The following is an 18,255-nucleotide window of genomic DNA, read 5'->3' as shown; positions in this document are numbered from 1 at the left end:
TCATTCTCCTTTGGATTCATTTCTAATCAAATCAGTTATATTACGTGCCAATGTATCTGCTTCAACTTCAGTCAACAAATTGAATAATTGCATCACTAATTCTTCATATAGTTGATCTGTATCTAACTCTTTGGATAATTCAATGGACCAAAAAAGTTCTGGAATAGCTAACATGATTGAATCATTAGACTGATGGTAATATACGTTCATCATCATTCCATGAAACTGAAGTGATTTAATCTTCAACAGGTCCACCATCAAATTTTTGATATGCTGCTTTTAAACCAATTAAGTCATCGCGATGTGGGACTTTAACATGACCAGGCATAATTTGATAAGGCTCTCTACCTTTTGAGGCCAAAACAACTGTATCTCCTGGTTCAGCAATATCAATCGCGTGTCTAATACCTTCTGCACGGTCATCAAACTCTATATAATTCTCATGCGTTGCGCCTTTAGCTAATTCAGCTGTCAACATTTTAGGGTCATCGTTAGCAGGATTATCTGGAGTAAAAATAACATAATCTGCTCGACATGCTACTCTCCCCATCTCAGGTGTTTTCGTTAAATCTCTTTCCCCAGCCATACCTACTAAAAAGATCAGCTTTTGTTTAACAAATGGTTTTACAGCATCAATCAGTTTATTCATACCATCTGCAGTATGTGCATAATCTATAATCAAATCTATAGGAAGTGATGGGTCGAGTACTTCTAAGCGACCCTCTACAGGTTCAAGTTCAGTAACAGCATTAATAATTTCATTTAAATTTGTTCCCTTACTCCAAACCGCAATCATAGCAGCCATAATATTTGAAATGTTAAATCTACCTACATAAGGAGATCTAACTGGAAAACTTCCAAAAGGAGTACAAAATTCAAATTCTACACCTTGCAAAGATTCTTTAATGTTTTTAGCCATAAATTGCGCTTCGTGTGTAATACCATATGTAAATACTTCATAGGGGGTCACACTTGCTAAATAATCGGAGAAGTCATCATCATTATTTAATACAACATATTTTTCTTTAGACAAATCTTCACCAAGCTGGCTAAATAATAACGATTTAGCATGTCCATAAGCTTCCATAGTTCCATGAAAGTCTAAATGATCTTGAGTCAAATTTGAAAAGATAGCAACGTCAAATTCTACGCCTCTAAGTCGACCTAAGGTCAATCCATGACTAGAAACTTCCATCGTCATTGCTTCTGCATTGGCATCAACTGCTTCTTTAATCTTTTTTGTTAATGCTACTGTTTCTGGTGTTGTATTCGCACCTTTTGTTTTTGTTTCATTAACTTGAAATCCATTCGTACCTAGATATGCACTATTTTTATTCAATTTTCTATAAATTAAATGAATCATAGTTGCAATCGATGTTTTCCCGTTCGTCCCCGTAACACCATATGTCGTCAGTTGATGACTTGGAAACTCATATAATTCATGTGCCAATAGACTTGCAACACGTAAAGTGTCTGGAACAACAACTTGCGTCACATTACCTTTAAGTTTGAGTTCTCTATTGACAACAACAATACTACAACCTTGATCTACTACATTTTGACAAAACTTATGACTATCTACCGTATATCCTTTAGATGCTACAAATAGACTTCCCTCTTTAGCTGTACGTGAGTCAGTGGTAATATCGTCCACCTGTATATCTAATGTACCAATTACATTTTTTACTCTAATTTTTTTGAACAACGCACTTGCATTCAAAATGTATCGCTCCTTTTTTTACAATAAGTCTATTATACACGTTTTATTATCGTTGATAAATTTATAATTATAAGTCTTATTAATTTATTTTTAATCATAATTGACGTAATATATCCAAATCACGTTCTATTAGATAGTGATAAAATCATTCATTAAAGACTGTTAAGGTAGTGTTAAAATATACTTAAAATTTTGTTGCGCTCACCTTTAAATAATTCATTCCATATTTAAATAATGCTAAGATATACATGTATTAACATAATATATAGCAAATACTAAGATTTTTTGAAGATAATACTAAAATCATGCAGAATGTGTTCAAATTTAGTTTCGTTATCTTGCAACCATACTTAATCAATAATGAACACTTTATAAAGCAATTTATGACAAAGCATTGTATTGCACGCCGTATTTATAGTATTTAAATACAATAAATGGTACACTTCTTTTCCTTTTACAATGTATGAAAATACGTTACAATTATTATAAATTTTAAAAATTAACGGAGGGTGGCTATAAATGGTTACTCAAAATAAAAAGATATTGATTATTACTGGATCATTTGGTAACGGTCATATGCAAGTCACGCAAAGTATTGTCAACCAATTGAATGAGATGAATCTCAATCATTTATCAGTCATTCAACATGATTTGTTTATGGAAGCTCATCCAATTATGACTTCTATATGTAAGAAATGGTATATCAATAGCTTTAAATATTTTAGAAATACATATAAACGATTTTATTATAGTCGCCCTAATGAGCTCGATAAATGTTTTTATAAATATTATGGATTAAATAAACTCATCAACTTACTTATTAAAGAAAAGCCTGATCTCATATTATTAACATTTCCAACACCTGTGATGTCAGTGTTGACCGAACAATTTAATATAAATATCCCTATTGCGACAGTTATGACAGATTATCGCATGCATAAAAATTGGATTACACCCTATTCACAAAGATATTATGTAGCAACAAAAGATACTAAAGATGATTTCATTGAAGCTGGTGTTCCTGCTTCATATATTAAAGTGACAGGCATTCCTATTGCTGATAAATTTGAAGAATCTATTGATAAAGAAGAATGGTTATCGCAACAACATTTAGATCCTTCCAAACCTACTATATTAATGTCAGCAGGTGCATTTGGCGTTTCAAAAGGCTTTGACTATATGATTAATAATATTTTAGAAAAAAGTCCAAATTCGCAAGTGGTCATGATTTGTGGACGTAGTAAAGAACTTAAACGTTCATTAAAATCTAAGTTCAAAGATAATCCAAGTGTAAAAATATTAGGATATACAAATCACATGAATGAGTGGATGGCATCAAGCCAACTAATGATTACCAAACCTGGTGGTATCACAATTTCCGAAGGACTTAGTCGTTGTATTCCTATGATTTTTTTAAACCCTGCACCTGGTCAAGAACTTGAAAATGCATATTACTTTGAAAGTAAAGGATTTGGAAAAATAGCAGATACTCCAAATGAAGCAATTGATATTGTTTCTGACTTAACAAATAACGAAGAGACTTTAAAGGTTATGTCATCTAAAATGCTAGAATCAAAGGTAGGGTATTCTACTAGAAAGATTTGTAAAGATTTATTAGATTTAATAGGTCACTCATCTCAACCTGATGAAATCTATGGAAAGGTTCCTTTGTATGCAAGATTCTTCGTCAAGTAATTACTCAAGTAACAGAAACTTTGTTATGATGTTGGTAATTCTGTTTCTGATGGAATTTGCAAGAGGTATGTACATATTAAGTTATATAAACTTTTTACCTACAGTGACCTCTATCGCAATAGCAATCACATCATTTGCTTTTTCCATTCACTTTATCGCAGATGCTGCAACAAATTTTGTCATCGGCTTTTTACTTAAAAAGTTTGGTTCAAAATTAGTACTTACATCTGGATTCTTACTTGCTTTTATAAGCTTGTTTTTAGTGATATGGTTCCCGGCATCACCATTCATAATTATTTTCAGTGCTATTATGTTAGGAATTGCTGTGAGTCCGATTTGGGTTATTATGCTATCTAGTGTAGATGAAAGAAACCGCGGCAAACAAATGGGTTATGTATACTTTTCATGGTTGCTAGGTTTATTGGTAGGTATGGTTATCATGAACTTACTTATTAAATTCCATCCTACTCGTTTTGCATTTTTGATGGCCTTGGTTGTGCTTATTGCCTGGATTCTATACTATTTTGTTAATATCAACTTAACAAATTACAATACTAAACCTGTGAAAGCACAATTAAAACAAATTGTAGATGTTACACAACGTCATCTTATCCTATTTCCAGGTATCTTGTTACAAGGAGCAGCTATAGCAGCACTTGTACCTATTCTCCCAAAATATGCAACACAAGTTGTGAAAGTATCAACCGTTGAATATACAATAGCAATCATTATTGGTGGCATAGGGTGTGCTTTCTCTATGTTATTTTTATCAAAAATCATCGATAATAATAGCAAAGGTTTTATGTATGGAGTTATTTTTAGTGGCTTTATACTATATACAATTCTTATATTCGGGCTATCTACAATTACAAATATATATATAGTTTGGACCATAGGGCTGTTTATTGGGCTTATGTATGGTATCCTCTTACCGGCTTGGAATACCTTTATGGCTGGTCATATTAATCCTAACGAACAGGAAGAAACGTGGGGCGTGTTTAACAGTGTTCAAGGCTTCGGTTCAATGATAGGTCCACTAGTCGGAGGTCTAATTACTCAATTTACTAATAATTTAAATAATACTTTTTACTTTTCAGCGATGATTTTTCTTGCACTTGCAGTATTTTACGGATATTACTTTATTAAAACAAACAGAAGGGTTAAACCTTAAAATCTATAAATCATTTATATAAAGATGAGTTGTATATATTAATGAAACGTCATTGATATGCATTTGAAATATGAATATTCAATATAAAGCGTACATTAATCTTTTTGAATGATTAACTATACAATATAATTATGTTTCATATAAAAACGCCAAATCCTACTGAAACACAATAGGATTTGGCGTTTTTAGTTGATTTAAGCGCTCTTCTTGTATTTAACAATATGATTCTGTAAATTCAATTTCACTTTACAATTTTGGATTTCTTATCCCAATGTAAAAGTTTCAATAATAGTCCATTTGTCTTCTTCTTCACTATATTGAAGTAACGATAGTTCTTCGATTATTTCTCTATGGTCTACCCCTGCTAATTTTACTTGACCATATATATCTTCAAACTCTTGACTTGTTAGACCTTGGGCAATTGTAAAATGAGGTACAAAAGGATGTTCAGCAGTACCGTAAAAATCTTCTGTATTAAATTGATTAAATAATTGCTCTAATGGTTCTGTTTTAGCAACTTTGAAGTATATAACATTACTGATTGGAGCAAAATTAGATGCCTTTGTAGCATGTACTTCTACTGGTTTTATACTAGAAATTCGATTTTTCACTTCATCTTTAATTAAATTAAAATCATGATCATCGATTTCAAATTGAGGTTTAATCGTGATATGAGGCATTATTTGAGCATAATGATTGTCATATCGCTTGCGGTAAGCATTCACCTCATCTTGAAATGACTTTGACGGAACCAATGCTAATCCTAAAATCATTTAAATTCCTCCTTTGTTTAACTTATTCCTATTATATCAAAACTTTTTGAAAACCGTTACTTTTATCATGAAAACAATTACATTTCTGAAATTAATAGATTTATCGTATTCAATAACCATTCGCTAACATACTATTTTATTTATATTACTTTATTAAACATATTTTCCATTTATTTGATTACTTAGAAATTGCAAGAGAATATCTCCTAGCAGTGGTTTCCATGATTTCCAATGATGTCCACCCTTAAATTCTTTATAGAAATATTCAATATTACCTTCTTTAATCAGTTGGTTCAATTCGCGGTTAGGTGTTAAAAAGTTAGCTCTTTTACCATTAGTTGGTAAAATAAAATCTTCTTCTTCTAAACCAATGGCATGCCATATCGTCAATTGATCTTTATTCATACATGTATCAAATTTTTGCTTAATATTTTCATTATACATTGGGCTCAATAACGCAACTTGACTAAATATAGTTGGATAAGTCATTGCAGTCATCAAAGCGATACTTCCTGCTAAACTATCTCCAATAAGTAACCTTGTATTACCTACTTTATAAGTTGGAAATGTCGCATCGATATAAGGAAGAATTTCTTTTCCCATTGCTTTAATGGTTAAATTAGAACGACGTCCTGAAGGATGAAATTCTTCCCTACGTTTTTCAACATCTTCGTAATGGAATCCTACTATAATTGCACGTTGTATTGATTGCTCTTCACGTAACTGTTCATATATACGTTGTATTCTACCAAATCTAAAAAAATCTAAACCATCAAAGCAAAAAATCAACTGATATTTAAATAAGTTTGTATAATCCTCAGGTAAATAAACCGATAATATTACATCTCTATTTAAAATATCACTATGTATTATTTTTTTATTAATCTTACCTACTTTAAACTCCGACATAAACCGATGCTCCCTTGTAATGTTAATACTATTGTATCAATACTTATAATACTTTTAAATTTATAGCAAGCTCGTATACAAATTAATTTCATACTAGTTTTTTCATTTTATTAAAAATACAGTGCATTCAGTTATATTGTAAAAGTATTTACTCTTTTTAATGACTGAGTTTTGATATATACTTATTGAGTATGAAAAAGAATAAAATAGGAGGATCACAATCTATGTTCAATAAGGTTTGGTTTAGAACAGGAATATTTTTTATTATGCTGTTCATACTCATCAAACTATTTATGGAAGTACATGAAGTATTTGCTCCAATAGCTACTATCATTGGTTCAGTCTTCCTTCCATTTTTAATTAGTGGATTTCTCTTTTACATATGTTTACCTTTTCAAAACATATTAGAAAAGTGGGGCTTTCCACGTTGGGCTAGTATAACAACAATATTCATAGGATTAATAGCTATCATCGCTATTGTGGTATCATTTATAGCACCTATCATTATTTCCAATATTAATAATTTAATTAAACAAACACCATCATTACAAAGAGAAGCCGAACAATTAATTAATTTCTCGTTAAGACAAATGGATAAATTACCAGATGATGTCACACATCGTATTAATAAAGCAGTTAAATCCATGGGAGATGGTGCAACGTCTATTTTATCTAATTCAGTGTCATATATTACGTCTTTCATCTCAACTGTATTTTTATTAATAATGGTGCCTTTCTTCCTGATATATATGCTAAAAGATCATGAAAAATTTATCCCAGCAATCGGTAAATTTTTCAAAGGAGAACGTAAAGTTTTTGTTGTAGATTTATTAAAAGACTTAAACTTCACTTTAAAATCATATATTCAAGGTCAAGTGACAGTTAGTATCATCTTAGGTATTATTTTATATATAGGTTATACGATTATAGGATTACCATATACGCCTTTATTAGTATTATTCGCCGGCGTAGCTAACTTAATACCATTTTTAGGTCCATGGTTATCTTTTGCACCGGCAGCGATACTAGGTATTATTGATGGTCCTTCAACTTTTATTTGGGTATGTGTCGTAACATTAATCGCACAACAACTTGAAGGTAACGTGATAACTCCTAATGTAATGGGTAAATCATTAAGCATTCACCCATTAACTATTATTGTGGTTATACTTGCAGCTGGAGATTTGGGTGGATTCACACTCATTCTTGTTGCAGTTCCATTATACGCTGTAATCAAAACATTAGTGAGCAACATTTTTAAATATCGTCAACGTATTGTCGATAAAGCAAATAGTAATGTTAAAGATTAATAATAGCTATCATCATAAGATTGAAAATTATACCACCAATTCAAGCCAAGGACATAATTAGATGTCCTTGGTTTTTTTAGACACGAAAGCAATGAAACATGTCCTCTTATAGAGCTCCGTCATTTCTACTGTTTATATGGAATTATGCATTTAATAAAATTTTTAATCTCCGATACATTTCTAACAACAAAATAAATAGTGTCATCTAAAATCGATATTTATACATTAAATATATTATAAATATCAAAGCAACATTGACGATTGTCAATTTATTTTTTGAATAATTAAATGTCAAAACGCATTCTTATACACAAAAACAGGGATGATTTTTAATTTCAAATCATCCCTGTGCACCAATTGTGAGATTATACTATCTGACTTTTTAATTTATCAATAATTATTTAATTGCGTGGAATCCACCATCAACGTGGATGTTCTCTCCAGTTACACCACTTGAAAGATCACTTAATAAATACGCAGCCGTCTTACCTACTTCTTCTTGATCAACGTTGCGTTTTAAAGGTGCTCTAGCTTCAATTTCTTTAAGAATTGTATTAAATCCACCTACACCTTTAGCGCTTAAAGTACGAATTGGCCCTGCAGAAATTGCGTTGACACGAATATTATCTTCACCTAAGTCTAAAGCTAAATATTTAACATTCGCCTCTAAACTTGCTTTAGCTACACCCATAACATTATAGTTTTGAACTGCTGCCTCACCACCAATATAAGTCGTCGCAACAATACTTCCACCTTCAGGCATAAGTTTTTTGGCTTCATGAGCTACGAGAGTAAGTGAATATGAACTAATTTCTTGTGCAAGTAAGAAACCTTCGCGAGATGTTTCTGAAAATCGACCTCGTAAATCTTCCATATTGGCAAATGCGATTGAATGATAAACACCATCTATCTGGCCTACATCTTTTCCGATTTGAGCAAAACCATTAATGATATCCTCATCATTTTGAACATCAATTTCATAGAGATAATGTTCAGATTGATTTAATTGTTCTAATAATTTTTCTAATTCTTTACGACTACGCTCTTTACGATATGTAAATACTAGTTTAGCACCTAATCGATCTAATACTTTAGCGACGCCAAATGCGATACTACGTTTATTCGCAATACCCATAATGACGTAGGTTTTATTTTCTAGATTTAACATGATAGTGTCTCCTTAATTTAAATTGATTATTACTACAGGCTGGCTAACTTTAAGTTTACTAACCCTTTATACCCTTAATAGTTTAACATTTTTAGTACCTGATTATAAAGCAAAATAAAATGGCCACAATAATCATATTCATTGTATATTTTTAACGGTTTACGAACAAAATTTACCAAACTTATTATATTATAGGTAACCTCTGATAATTATGACTTATGTTAAATCAGTCCGTAACTATCTTTTTTGTTGAACAGTCCCACGTTTAATATCTTCATCCAAATTACCCATCATCTCTTTAAATAATTCTTGAAATCTTGTTTCCTCTTGATCAGAATAGCCTTCAAAAACGACTTTATCGATATTTTCTTCGTTAAAATAGTATATTTGATCTTCTACGACACCGACAGGATAATTACATGCTGAATAATCAAATATATATTTTTGATTATCTATATCTACAATAGGTCCTCGATTGATAATCATTAACTTTTGGGAACCTTCTTTTAAATATATGATACTTCCTATTGTTTCCACTTTATCCCACCTATCTTCCTATATTTTTAATTTTGGCATGTACTTTTCTATCAGAAATTGAAATCATATTTAAAATAGTAAATAGAAATAGCATACCTATCCAACCAATATATACTAAAATATTTTGTTTTTCCTCAAAAATCATTTGTAAAGGTGCAATTGATAAAAACAGCATCATAAAATAGCCGAAAACTACTATTATCATATTTTTAAATGATGGTATCAATATTACTCTTTGTTTACTCTTTTTATTAAATACTGGGTGATTTAACTTCTTTCTTATAGATAAACGAAGTGTGATTACAGCAACAAAGCCAATTAAAAACATAAAAAATATCCCGATTCGATTAATATTAATATCCATATAACCTACAAAACTTCTTAATAGCACACTGATAGTGACCCCAATGCCACCAGCCAGGATACCTTGACTCTTTTGTCCCCCATTATTAAATATATTTATATTATTGAACTCTTGATAAGTCAATTCTGTGAATTTAATAGGTATAAACCAATTTAACATTGGACATAAATATGAATACCAATTTTGTTCTAAATCGACCATTAAATATCGATTATCTTTTTGAATGATTTTATATCGAGGATTTTTATATATTGTATATATATTATCCATTTATTTTCACCAACTCCATTTCATTGGATTTACAACTTTTTTGACATTATTGACAGCTTCACCAACATTTTTTTCGACTTTTTTGGCTTTATTACTAATATAATCAGTACTATTTTTCACAGTTTTTGCAACCTCTTGAGAACTATCCTGCAATTTGTTTTTTATATATAATGCGCCTTTTGCTTCTAAATCAATTTGCTTAGTTTTAAAATCAATATATTTATCAATTCCTTTATCAATTTGATGACCAGCCCAGTCAACTTTGTCTTTAGTACCTAAAAAATTAGTTTGATATGCTGAATCAACAACTACTGCTGCAAGAGTACCAGCAGCGATTCCTCCGGCTATTGCCCAACCAACGGGATTAGAAGATAATGCTAATCCTACTATCACACTGGCACCCACCCCAGCACCAGTCGTAAGGCCATTATGTGCAGTCGCTTCTCCAATTGTTTTATTATTGTTAGCTAAATCATCATACATACCTAAACCGAAGCTAACGCCCATTGTAGTATAACCACCTGCTTTACCAATATTACTTACTAAACGTCCATGCTTTATCATTTGGTTTCCTGATTTATTGGTGACTTGAACAAAGCTGTTTTTACCGTTGGGGCCTTTAAACCCACCGTAAGTATTTAATACACCAGCAAACTTTTGCATATTAAAACCAACTTGTTCTACACCATTAGTAGTAATATCAAGACCTAAATCTCTAGTAATTGAATCTTTATTTTGTATCATATATTCTTTTAAGTTTTTAGGAACATCTTCTTTGGGATGGCTTTGTGCGTATCCCATAACTATCTGTAAATCATTCTTACTTAATTTCTTACCATCTTTGGCTTTCTGATTGATCTTATCCATTCTTACTTCTAATGCTTTTTGCTGGCTGACTTTAGCCCATTCCATATCTTTGCCTGCAGGAATATTAAATGCTTGTTTTCCTGGATCCCATGCAGTTTTAGCTTGGTTAATGCCTTGTTGTACTTTTTTCTGGAACGATTCGACATCTTTAAATATATTTGATGATTTTGCATCAAATTGTCTTAGTTTACGTAATTTTTCTTCTAGTTCTTTCTTTTGTTGCTCTAAACTACTGATCATTTGATCATTACCAGATAATAAACTAATATTTTTAGAGGATTTGTGTTTAAGTGACGCATTCATCGCCTCTAATTGAGAAACTTGCTTTTCTAATTCTTCAATGTCTTGAATTAATTCAGATTCTTTTAAACTCTGGCTATCAACTTCTGATTGATATTTATCCACAAAATCATTGCAAGCTTGTTCAGTCAGTTCTCCAAGCGTTTTAATACTTTCTGTAAGGGGTGCAATCACAGACGAAAAGAATTGTTTCCCAGAATCATAAGCTCGGCCTTGTAGTTCACTTGCACCAACAAATTGCATAATGGCTTTTTGAAGACTGTCATACCCGCTTGAAATACTTTTCACTGTACTTTCAACATCAGAAGACTGACCTTTAGACTTACCTACGTACATATCAATACTCATGCATATGTCCCCCTTCCTGTTCTTTTTGCATTTCAATATTTCTATATTTTTCTATATCTTCAATGTCTTCATTGGTTAGACGTATCTTTCTATCAATTTCACTTTGTTGTTCAAATAAGGCACTCATTACTTGTCTCTGTCCAGACTGAAACAGATCATTATTCTCTTCAATGCGACTGAACATATCACTTTCATAATACCTTTCAGCTAAGTGTCGATATAATCCCGTTGTTGAAGTTGTAAATTCATGATAATCATCTAACCATCCATTTATTTGTTTCTTTTCGTTTAATAATTCATTTACCTGTTCTTTTTTCACAATAATGATCTGGTTATACTCATCAACTTTATTTGTCATATCATCATCCCTTTAGTTTTTAGCAATATCATTGCCTATAGATTGATCAATTTGTTCAAAAGATTCTCCGACATTTTGAATATTTTTACTCGCTTTTTCTATCACTTCAGATACCGATTGATTCATTTTGATTAAATCATCCATAGCGTTATGCGCATTTGTATTACCTTTTACAGTTGTACTATTATCTTTAGAAGGCTCAGACACACTCTCACATTGTTCTATCGCACTTTGTAATGATGAAAATATTTGATTAGTTTGACTTGAATCACTCTTAATTTTTCCCATGAATTGAATCACAGCCTTTGTATTAAAAATTATTAATTATATGTTTTTACAATTGGTTATATTATATCATTTATAGATATATATCGGTATTTTCAATATCAAAATTTCTGTACAAATCAGTCCTTTTCACGTTTAACACTATATATTGTTTGCATTGTGGTATTCACTTCTTTCGTAATTTTACTAATCACTTTATTCTCTTTTAACATTTCTACGACTCGATGATAAACAATTCTTTTCTGGGGATTTTTTGCACTCGGAGAATACAATAATGGCCATCCTTTATACACACCTTTTTTTGCAACGTGAATACCTTGTGCTTGTCGACGTTTACTTTCATTTCGTTCTTGCTCTGAAATCATTGACAAAATTTAAACGATTAAATTTTTCATAAACTTATCCAATAATAGCTTGCCAATGACTTCATCCATCCTAGGCAAGCTGGTAATCATCAATTGAACCTCTTTGTCTTTTAAATAATTAACGGTATGAATCACTTTATCATAATTCCGTCCCAAACGGTCAATAGACTCTACAACAAATCTATCTCCCTTTCTCACAAAATTAAGTGCTTCTAGAAATATAGGTCTGTTTTCTACTGACTTTCCCGATCTTTTTCTGTAAATATTTTTTCTAAGCCAAATGTTTTCAAATTAGCTAGCTGTCTTTCTAAATTTTGGTTTATAGATGATACTCTCGCATAACCAACAATCATTAAATTTTACCTTTCTAATTTTATATATAATGCAAAAAATCTATACAATAGGATGTAGTTTGGTATTTTTATTTCTTCGTTTAGTTATAGATATTTGAGCAGTTTAAATTACTAAAAAGCACAAAGGTTTGCAAAATTAAAAAGTGCCAGACGTGTCATTGCCATTGATCATGTTGAGCATAGATTAGCTCATACCGAGAAATATAACGGTGCTGAGGTTTATAATTTTTCAAAAGAAGATGACGTAGGAAAACTATTACATGAAACAACACGCGGTGGTGCAGATGTTGTTATAGATTGTGTCGGAATAGATGAACAAGTAGTTCAAGATGACTTAGAAGTTAGCTCAAATTCAATACAGAGAGGAAATATCAGCCCAATTGTTACGGCAACAGAATCAGTGAGAAAATATGGAACAATCCAATTGATAGGTGTCTATGGAACTGCAGCTGATAACTCCCAATTAGACTTAATATTTAATAGAAATGTTCAAGTGAAAAGTGGACAAGCGCCAGTTATTCATATGATGCCAAAACTTTATGACATGATTAAAATAAAGTCTTTGATCCAACAGAAATTATCACTCATACTATGCCTTTAAAATATGTAAAAGAAGTTATGATATCTTTGATCAGAAAAAAGATAATAATGTTAAAGTCATTTTAAAACCACAATAACATATAGATAAAGACGCCTTACTTTGAATAACTCATTCAAAGTTGAGGCGTCTTTTACATATATATTTAAATTTTAACATTTTTATATTTAGAAATTTTTTCCAGAAATTCATCCCCCCAATCACAAATTGCATAAACTACTTTATCTAGTGTTTTCCTATGTTCGTTAACTTATACTCAACTTTTTGTGGAACTACTGGATTGACAATTCTTTCAATAATTTCATCATGTTCTAATTCTCTAAGCTGTCTAATAAGCATTCTTTAATTAATCTCAGGCAACAATTTTTCAAAAACACTAAGTCGTAAAACTTCTGTTTGTAATAACTGATATATGATAGGTGTTTTCCATTTTCCTCAAATAACAGATAAAGCTAAATCTTTAGATGTATAAAATTTCTTGTTATGATGTTCAACATTTTTATATTGAAAGAACCTAGGATGAGAAAAGAGTTGATTGAATATAATAAATATAAACTCATCCAACTCTTCTATTTTTACTGTTTGATATAGCGTTTCAAGTGTTTAGATGTCAATGTTTCTGAACTATCAATGAAGTTTTTAGGTGTTCCACTAAATTGGACCTTTCCGCCATCCAATCCTGGGCCTGGGCCGACATCGATGATCCAATCTGCTTCACACATAATCGATAAATTATGTTCAATCAAAATAACAGTATTGTTTTGATCAATTAAATCATCAAAACACTCCATCAATATAGGGATATCCGATTCATGTAGGCCTGTAGTTGGTTCGTCAAAAATAAAAATACTATTCTTTATCTCTTCATCTAAATGTTGTCCTAGTTTCACGCGTTGAATCTCTCCACCAGACAAAGTGGATAAAGGTTGTCCTAGTGACATATAATTCAAACCTGTCTTACTTACAGATTGTAATTTTGACTTAATATCATTCTTTTTATCAAAGAAAATGATACCTTCGTCAACCGTCAAATTGAGAACATCGGCAATTGAATACCCGTCTATGGTAGCATCTAATACTTCTTGTTTATAACGTTTGCCATGACAAACTTCACATGTCTGTGAAAAATCACCCATAAAAGCAAGTTCCGTTTTAATATAGCCCTTTCCACCACAATTTGGACAGGCACCTTTTGAATTATAACTAAACATAGCTTTATTTAAGCCTGTTTCTTTACTGAAATAGCTTCTTACACTATCAAAAACACCTAAATACGTTAATAGATTAGATCTATTAGATCCTTGAACTGCTTTTTGATCAATAAAGATTGTATGGTCATTATTTTCAAAACCTGCTTTAACAAGGGTACTCTTACCTGAACCAGCAACACCTGTTAAGACTGTTAATACGTGTTTAGGTATAGACGTTTTTACGTTATTTAAATTGTTTTGTGTCACAGGACCGATATTATAAAAGTGGTTAGCTTCACGAATATTCTCTTTTAAATTATGTTTGTTACGTAATGCGTTACCTGTCGAAGTATTTGAAGATAGTAATTCATTATATGTTCCTTCAAATGTGATTTCACCGCCGTTTTTTCCTGAACCTGGCCCCATATCTATGATATAGTCTCCTTCTTTAATGACATCGGGATCATGTTCAACAATTAACACAGTATTACCTTTTTCTTTTAATGATTTTAAAATTTCATTGATTTTAGCTATATCTTCCGGATGCAAACCAACACTTGGTTCATCTATAATGTAAACTAAATCCGATAAAGAACTATTTAAATGACGTATTAATTTAAGCCGTTGCGCTTCACCGCCTGATAATGTCGTTGTTACACGGTTAAGCGTTAAATAACTTAATCCAATATATTCTAGTGCTTCTAACTGCTTTTTGAGAGGATCAATAATATATTTGGCTGTTGGATCCTCTAATTTATTAAGAAACTCTAAATTTTCCTTAATTGTCATTTGTGTGAAATCAGAAATATTTTTACTCATAATTTTAGAACTTAATATTTTCGAGTTTAGACGTTGACCTTTACATGTTGGACAGATTTTATTATTTACTACATTTTTAAGATGTTTGGCGTAGCGTTTCTTATTAAATTCTTTATCACCTAAAAATATTCTACTGAATCTAGGTATTAGTCCTACATATTTAGCTGACTTTCTCCATTCTTTAGGAGGATTTTTTAATGTCATTGGCTCTTGATATAAAAACAATTCTAATTCATCTTTTGTATAATCTTTCAATTTTTTATTATTATCAAATAAACCACTATCTCGATAGGCTTTACCACGCTCTTTGTCTGGTCCAAAAGAAGGAAAGTCTATTGCACCTTCATTTAAAGACTTATCCCAATCTAGCAATTCATCTAAGTTAATGTCTTCAATATATCCTAATCCCTCACAAGTTTTACACATGCCCTTAGGACTATTGAAGGAATATGCATCTGAATAACCAACAAACGGTTCGCCTATTCTAGACCACAGTAATCTAACAGAGGCATATATATCCGAAACTGTTCCTACCGTGGAGCGAGAATTCCCATTGAATCTTTTCTGATTAATCGTCATTGCTACAGGAAGATTTTTAATTTTCTTTACTTTCGGTCTGGGTTGTTGATTTAAATGAAATTGAATATAACTAGAATAACTTTCATTTAGTAGCTGTTCAGACTCCGCAGCAACAGTATTAAACACTAAAGATGATTTCCCTGAACCAGAACGACCTGTAAATACCGTTACTAAGTGTTTTGGGATATTTACATCTATGTTTTTCAAGTTATTTTGTGAAGCACCTGTAATATTAATAAAATCCATTAATTGTCCTCCCTTTATAAACTTTATAACATTGATTATTGCATATTAATTAAGGATTAACTACTCATTCAAAACACGACAACTTTAGGTCTTTTATATTACAAATTATTCCACCAATTCAATCCGTCTTCACTAAGTAATTTTTCACTTTCTTTAGGCCCATAGCATCCAGAGGCATAATTAGGAAACTGTGGCTGTTCTTGTTTCCATACATTTTCAATATCATCAATAAATTTCCAAGAATTTTTAATTCTTCCCAATGCGTAAATTTTGTTTGTTCTCCAATTAATGTATCGTAAATAAGATTTTCATATGCATCAACTGTGTTCATTTTATCTTTAATCGGCATAGTATAAGAAAGCTTCACTTTTTGCATTTCATTATTTTGATTACTTTTCTTACCATTCACACATAAAGAAAATCCTTCATTAGGTTGTACGTTGATGACTAATAAGTTTGATGCATTCTGTTCACAATTAATATAATAAAATTGCATTGGATTTTTTAAACTCTATAACGATTTGGATAGATTTTTTTCATTCTTTTTTCTGTACGAATATAAAATGTAACACTAGCCCATTTAGAGTTTTCAATTTCTATTTTACCTGCCACAAAAGTTTCAGTATTAGATTGTGAATTTACATTAGGTTCATTTCTATATGCAGGAACGAACTCATTATTCATCATTCCCCCATCATATTGACCACGTACGAAACTTTCTTTAATTTCATTTGGATTAAAACATTTCAAGGATTTTAAGACTTGAACTTTTTCTTTTCTTATATCACTACTTTTTCTACTAATTGGAGGTTCTATTGCAAGTAATTAAACCATTTGTAATAAATGATTTTGAACCATGAATTTTAGGGCGCCGCTTGATTCGTAGTAAGCACCACGATCTTCTATACTAATCGTTTCTGAAGAAGTTGCTTGTATATTGGAAATATACTTATTATTCCAAAATGGTTCAAATATAGTGTTTCAAAATCGTAGACGTTCAATATTTTGAATCATTTCTTTACCTAAATAGTGACCAATTCCAAATATTTCTTCTTCTTTAAAAGACTTTCTTATTTGATTATTTAATTTTTTTGCAGATTTTAAATCATCACCAAATGGTTTTTCTATAATTATTCGCATTAACCCTTTTACGTTCGTTAATCCAGACTCTTTCAAGTGGTTTGTTTCAACTCCAAAAAATTTAGGGGACATTGCAAGATAGAACAATCGATTTTCTTTTAGGTCAAACTTATCATCTAGTTCTAAACTCATTTCCAAAAATTTTTGGTAGCTATCTTTACTATTAGCGTCCTGTTGTTTATAAAATAAACGTTTTAAAAACGCACCAATTTCCTTTGAGTTTTCAATATTATTTTGAATAGCATTTTTGACTTTTTCTCTAAATTCATCAGTAGTTAACTCATTTAAACCACTGCCAATAATTGTTAGTGAATTTTCAAAGTATCCTTTTTGAAACAAATTATAAATAGATGGGAAAAATTTTCGATAGCTTAAATCACCTGTTGCTCCAAAATAAAGAGCTTCTTATTCAGTAGAAACAAAGTATAAAGCCGTTGAAATGAAAGCAGCAGGATTTTCAACAAAAGAAATTTTGAAAGTATTAAATGTTAGAAATAGAACACAAGTAAAAACTTGGTGGCTATGGTATCAAAATGAGGAAAGTATGTTTGTTTCATATCTTTATCCTCAGTCATTAATTATTTGTCTATCTTTGCATTTCTCTACTAACCAGTGTTATAATCTAGATAATGAAAATGATTAGCAATTAATGCACCAATCCCCACACTACTGCAATAGTGTGGGGATTTTTATGTGTGTCTATGGTTGCCTATTTATTATTGCAATTACATAGCCAATGAGTAAATAATGCAATAATACAACTACTGAGGACTGTGGTCGTGATGCGAACGAAAATGATTAGCAATTAATGCACCTCCTCTCTTCGTCAATTGACGCCTGAGAGATAGGCGACTCATATATTATATCATCTCTGAATATTCGATAATAGA

Annotated in this window: 16 protein-coding genes and 3 pseudogenes; 4 read left to right on the top strand and 15 right to left on the bottom strand. The window is 31.0% G+C overall.

Annotated features, from left to right (window positions below; genetic code table 11):
- Entirely contained in the window at nucleotides 1-246 is a 246-nt protein-coding gene (locus HMPREF2897_RS09085) for a YueH family protein (protein WP_002446116.1), read from the bottom strand.
- Nucleotides 236-1,720 carry a UDP-N-acetylmuramoyl-L-alanyl-D-glutamate--L-lysine ligase gene (locus tag HMPREF2897_RS09080; protein ID WP_070593033.1) on the bottom strand — a complete coding sequence of 495 codons (1,485 nt, stop codon included), beginning with the start codon at nucleotides 1,718-1,720 and terminating at the stop codon, nucleotides 236-238. The genes HMPREF2897_RS09085 and HMPREF2897_RS09080 overlap by 11 nt, the downstream gene beginning before the upstream one ends.
- A gap of 519 nt (nucleotides 1,721-2,239) precedes the next feature.
- Here HMPREF2897_RS09080 and HMPREF2897_RS09075 point away from each other — a divergent pair.
- Together HMPREF2897_RS09075 and ltaA are read left to right on the top strand one after the other, a co-directional pair.
- Complete coding sequence (locus HMPREF2897_RS09075; protein WP_002458034.1) at nucleotides 2,240-3,415, top strand: diglucosyl diacylglycerol synthase; 1,176 nt, start codon at nucleotides 2,240-2,242, stop codon at nucleotides 3,413-3,415.
- On the top strand, nucleotides 3,393-4,586 hold the full coding sequence (gene ltaA, locus HMPREF2897_RS09070) for a lipoteichoic acid biosynthesis MFS flippase LtaA (RefSeq protein ID WP_002490070.1): 1,194 nt from the start codon (nucleotides 3,393-3,395) through the stop codon (nucleotides 4,584-4,586). Before HMPREF2897_RS09075 ends, ltaA begins: the two co-directional genes overlap by 23 nt.
- Before the next feature lie 263 nt (nucleotides 4,587-4,849).
- On the opposite strand, the gene HMPREF2897_RS09065 is transcribed toward ltaA, so the two are convergent.
- Nucleotides 4,850-5,359, bottom strand: coding sequence for a YjcG family protein (locus HMPREF2897_RS09065; protein ID WP_002457137.1), 510 nt, complete (start codon nucleotides 5,357-5,359; stop codon nucleotides 4,850-4,852).
- A gap of 153 nt (nucleotides 5,360-5,512) precedes the next feature.
- Entirely contained in the window at nucleotides 5,513-6,268 is a 756-nt protein-coding gene (locus tag HMPREF2897_RS09060) for an esterase family protein (RefSeq protein ID WP_070593031.1), read from the bottom strand.
- Nucleotides 6,269-6,492: 224 nt separating this feature from the next.
- On the opposite strand from HMPREF2897_RS09060, the gene cozEa reads away from it, so the two are divergent.
- Nucleotides 6,493-7,578: a lipoteichoic acid biosynthesis protein CozEa gene (gene cozEa, locus HMPREF2897_RS09055; protein WP_002457139.1), complete on the top strand. Its 1,086-nt coding sequence runs from the start codon at nucleotides 6,493-6,495 to the stop codon at nucleotides 7,576-7,578.
- A 397-nt stretch (nucleotides 7,579-7,975) separates the two neighbouring features.
- Here the strand turns inward: cozEa and fabI are convergent, their stop codons facing one another.
- The 7 genes and pseudogenes from fabI to HMPREF2897_RS13010 form a co-directional block, all read right to left on the bottom strand.
- Nucleotides 7,976-8,746 carry an enoyl-ACP reductase FabI gene (gene fabI, locus HMPREF2897_RS09050; protein WP_002439142.1) on the bottom strand — a complete coding sequence of 257 codons (771 nt, stop codon included), beginning with the start codon at nucleotides 8,744-8,746 and terminating at the stop codon, nucleotides 7,976-7,978.
- Nucleotides 8,747-8,983: 237 nt separating this feature from the next.
- Nucleotides 8,984-9,283: a DUF4176 domain-containing protein gene (locus HMPREF2897_RS09045; protein WP_023474354.1), complete on the bottom strand. Its 300-nt coding sequence runs from the start codon at nucleotides 9,281-9,283 to the stop codon at nucleotides 8,984-8,986.
- A 10-nt stretch (nucleotides 9,284-9,293) separates the two neighbouring features.
- A complete protein-coding gene (locus HMPREF2897_RS09040) occupies nucleotides 9,294-9,917 on the bottom strand; it encodes a DUF443 family protein (RefSeq protein WP_020367578.1) in 624 nt (207 codons plus the stop codon).
- A 6-nt stretch (nucleotides 9,918-9,923) separates the two neighbouring features.
- Entirely contained in the window at nucleotides 9,924-11,432 is a 1,509-nt protein-coding gene (locus HMPREF2897_RS09035) for a T7SS effector LXG polymorphic toxin (RefSeq protein ID WP_070593030.1), read from the bottom strand.
- On the bottom strand, nucleotides 11,422-11,790 hold the full coding sequence (locus tag HMPREF2897_RS09030; protein WP_070593027.1) for a hypothetical protein: 369 nt from the start codon (nucleotides 11,788-11,790) through the stop codon (nucleotides 11,422-11,424). Before HMPREF2897_RS09030 ends, HMPREF2897_RS09035 begins: the two co-directional genes overlap by 11 nt.
- Before the next feature lie 12 nt (nucleotides 11,791-11,802).
- A complete protein-coding gene (locus tag HMPREF2897_RS09025) occupies nucleotides 11,803-12,078 on the bottom strand; it encodes a TIGR04197 family type VII secretion effector (protein WP_020362733.1) in 276 nt (91 codons plus the stop codon).
- A gap of 116 nt (nucleotides 12,079-12,194) precedes the next feature.
- Nucleotides 12,195-12,793, bottom strand: a pseudogene (locus tag HMPREF2897_RS13010) (recombinase family protein).
- 118 nt (nucleotides 12,794-12,911) lie between these two features.
- Here HMPREF2897_RS13010 and HMPREF2897_RS12520 point away from each other — a divergent pair.
- Nucleotides 12,912-13,470, top strand: a pseudogene (locus HMPREF2897_RS12520) (zinc-binding dehydrogenase); the annotation flags it as partial.
- Between the two features lie 146 nt (nucleotides 13,471-13,616).
- On the opposite strand, the gene HMPREF2897_RS13155 reads toward HMPREF2897_RS12520, so the two are convergent.
- From HMPREF2897_RS13155 to HMPREF2897_RS12845, 4 genes and pseudogenes are all read right to left on the bottom strand, one after another.
- Entirely contained in the window at nucleotides 13,617-13,730 is a 114-nt protein-coding gene (locus HMPREF2897_RS13155) for a winged helix-turn-helix transcriptional regulator (RefSeq protein WP_002476153.1), read from the bottom strand.
- A gap of 236 nt (nucleotides 13,731-13,966) precedes the next feature.
- Nucleotides 13,967-16,225 carry an ATP-binding cassette domain-containing protein gene (locus HMPREF2897_RS09000; protein ID WP_002439134.1) on the bottom strand — a complete coding sequence of 753 codons (2,259 nt, stop codon included), beginning with the start codon at nucleotides 16,223-16,225 and terminating at the stop codon, nucleotides 13,967-13,969.
- 98 nt (nucleotides 16,226-16,323) lie between these two features.
- Nucleotides 16,324-17,758, bottom strand: a pseudogene (gene zwf, locus HMPREF2897_RS13000) (glucose-6-phosphate dehydrogenase); the annotation flags it as partial.
- A 316-nt stretch (nucleotides 17,759-18,074) separates the two neighbouring features.
- Nucleotides 18,075-18,170 (bottom strand): type I toxin-antitoxin system Fst family toxin, encoded by a 96-nt coding sequence (locus HMPREF2897_RS12845; RefSeq protein ID WP_141751297.1) that lies wholly within the window; start codon nucleotides 18,168-18,170, stop codon nucleotides 18,075-18,077.
- Nucleotides 18,171-18,255 lie beyond the last annotated feature (85 nt).

Source organism: Staphylococcus sp. HMSC065D05, from assembly GCF_001813195.1.
GTDB classification, from domain to species: Bacteria; Bacillota; Bacilli; order Staphylococcales; family Staphylococcaceae; genus Staphylococcus; species Staphylococcus epidermidis.
The sequence above is the reverse complement of the archived record's forward strand: the minus strand, read 5'-3'. Positions and strand labels throughout refer to the sequence as shown.

Bases quoted from the DNA above. Each gene is read 5' to 3' on its own strand.
- HMPREF2897_RS09030 (WP_070593027.1), bottom strand. From the start codon at position 11,790: ATGACAAATAAAGTTGATGAGTATAACCAGATCATTATTGTGAAAAAA.
- ltaA (WP_002490070.1), top strand. From the start codon at position 3,393: ATGCAAGATTCTTCGTCAAGTAATTACTCAAGTAACAGAAACTTTGTT.
- HMPREF2897_RS09035 (WP_070593030.1), bottom strand. From the start codon at position 11,432: ATGAGTATTGATATGTACGTAGGTAAGTCTAAAGGTCAGTCTTCTGAT.
- HMPREF2897_RS09065 (WP_002457137.1), bottom strand. From the start codon at position 5,359: ATGATTTTAGGATTAGCATTGGTTCCGTCAAAGTCATTTCAAGATGAG.
- HMPREF2897_RS13155 (WP_002476153.1), bottom strand. From the start codon at position 13,730: ATGCTTATTAGACAGCTTAGAGAATTAGAACATGATGAAATTATTGAA.
- cozEa (WP_002457139.1), top strand. From the start codon at position 6,493: ATGTTCAATAAGGTTTGGTTTAGAACAGGAATATTTTTTATTATGCTG.
- HMPREF2897_RS09060 (WP_070593031.1), bottom strand. From the start codon at position 6,268: ATGTCGGAGTTTAAAGTAGGTAAGATTAATAAAAAAATAATACATAGT.
- HMPREF2897_RS09040 (WP_020367578.1), bottom strand. From the start codon at position 9,917: ATGGATAATATATATACAATATATAAAAATCCTCGATATAAAATCATT.
- HMPREF2897_RS09025 (WP_020362733.1), bottom strand. From the start codon at position 12,078: ATGGGAAAAATTAAGAGTGATTCAAGTCAAACTAATCAAATATTTTCA.
- HMPREF2897_RS09075 (WP_002458034.1), top strand. From the start codon at position 2,240: ATGGTTACTCAAAATAAAAAGATATTGATTATTACTGGATCATTTGGT.
- fabI (WP_002439142.1), bottom strand. From the start codon at position 8,746: ATGTTAAATCTAGAAAATAAAACCTACGTCATTATGGGTATTGCGAAT.
- HMPREF2897_RS09000 (WP_002439134.1), bottom strand. From the start codon at position 16,225: ATGGATTTTATTAATATTACAGGTGCTTCACAAAATAACTTGAAAAAC.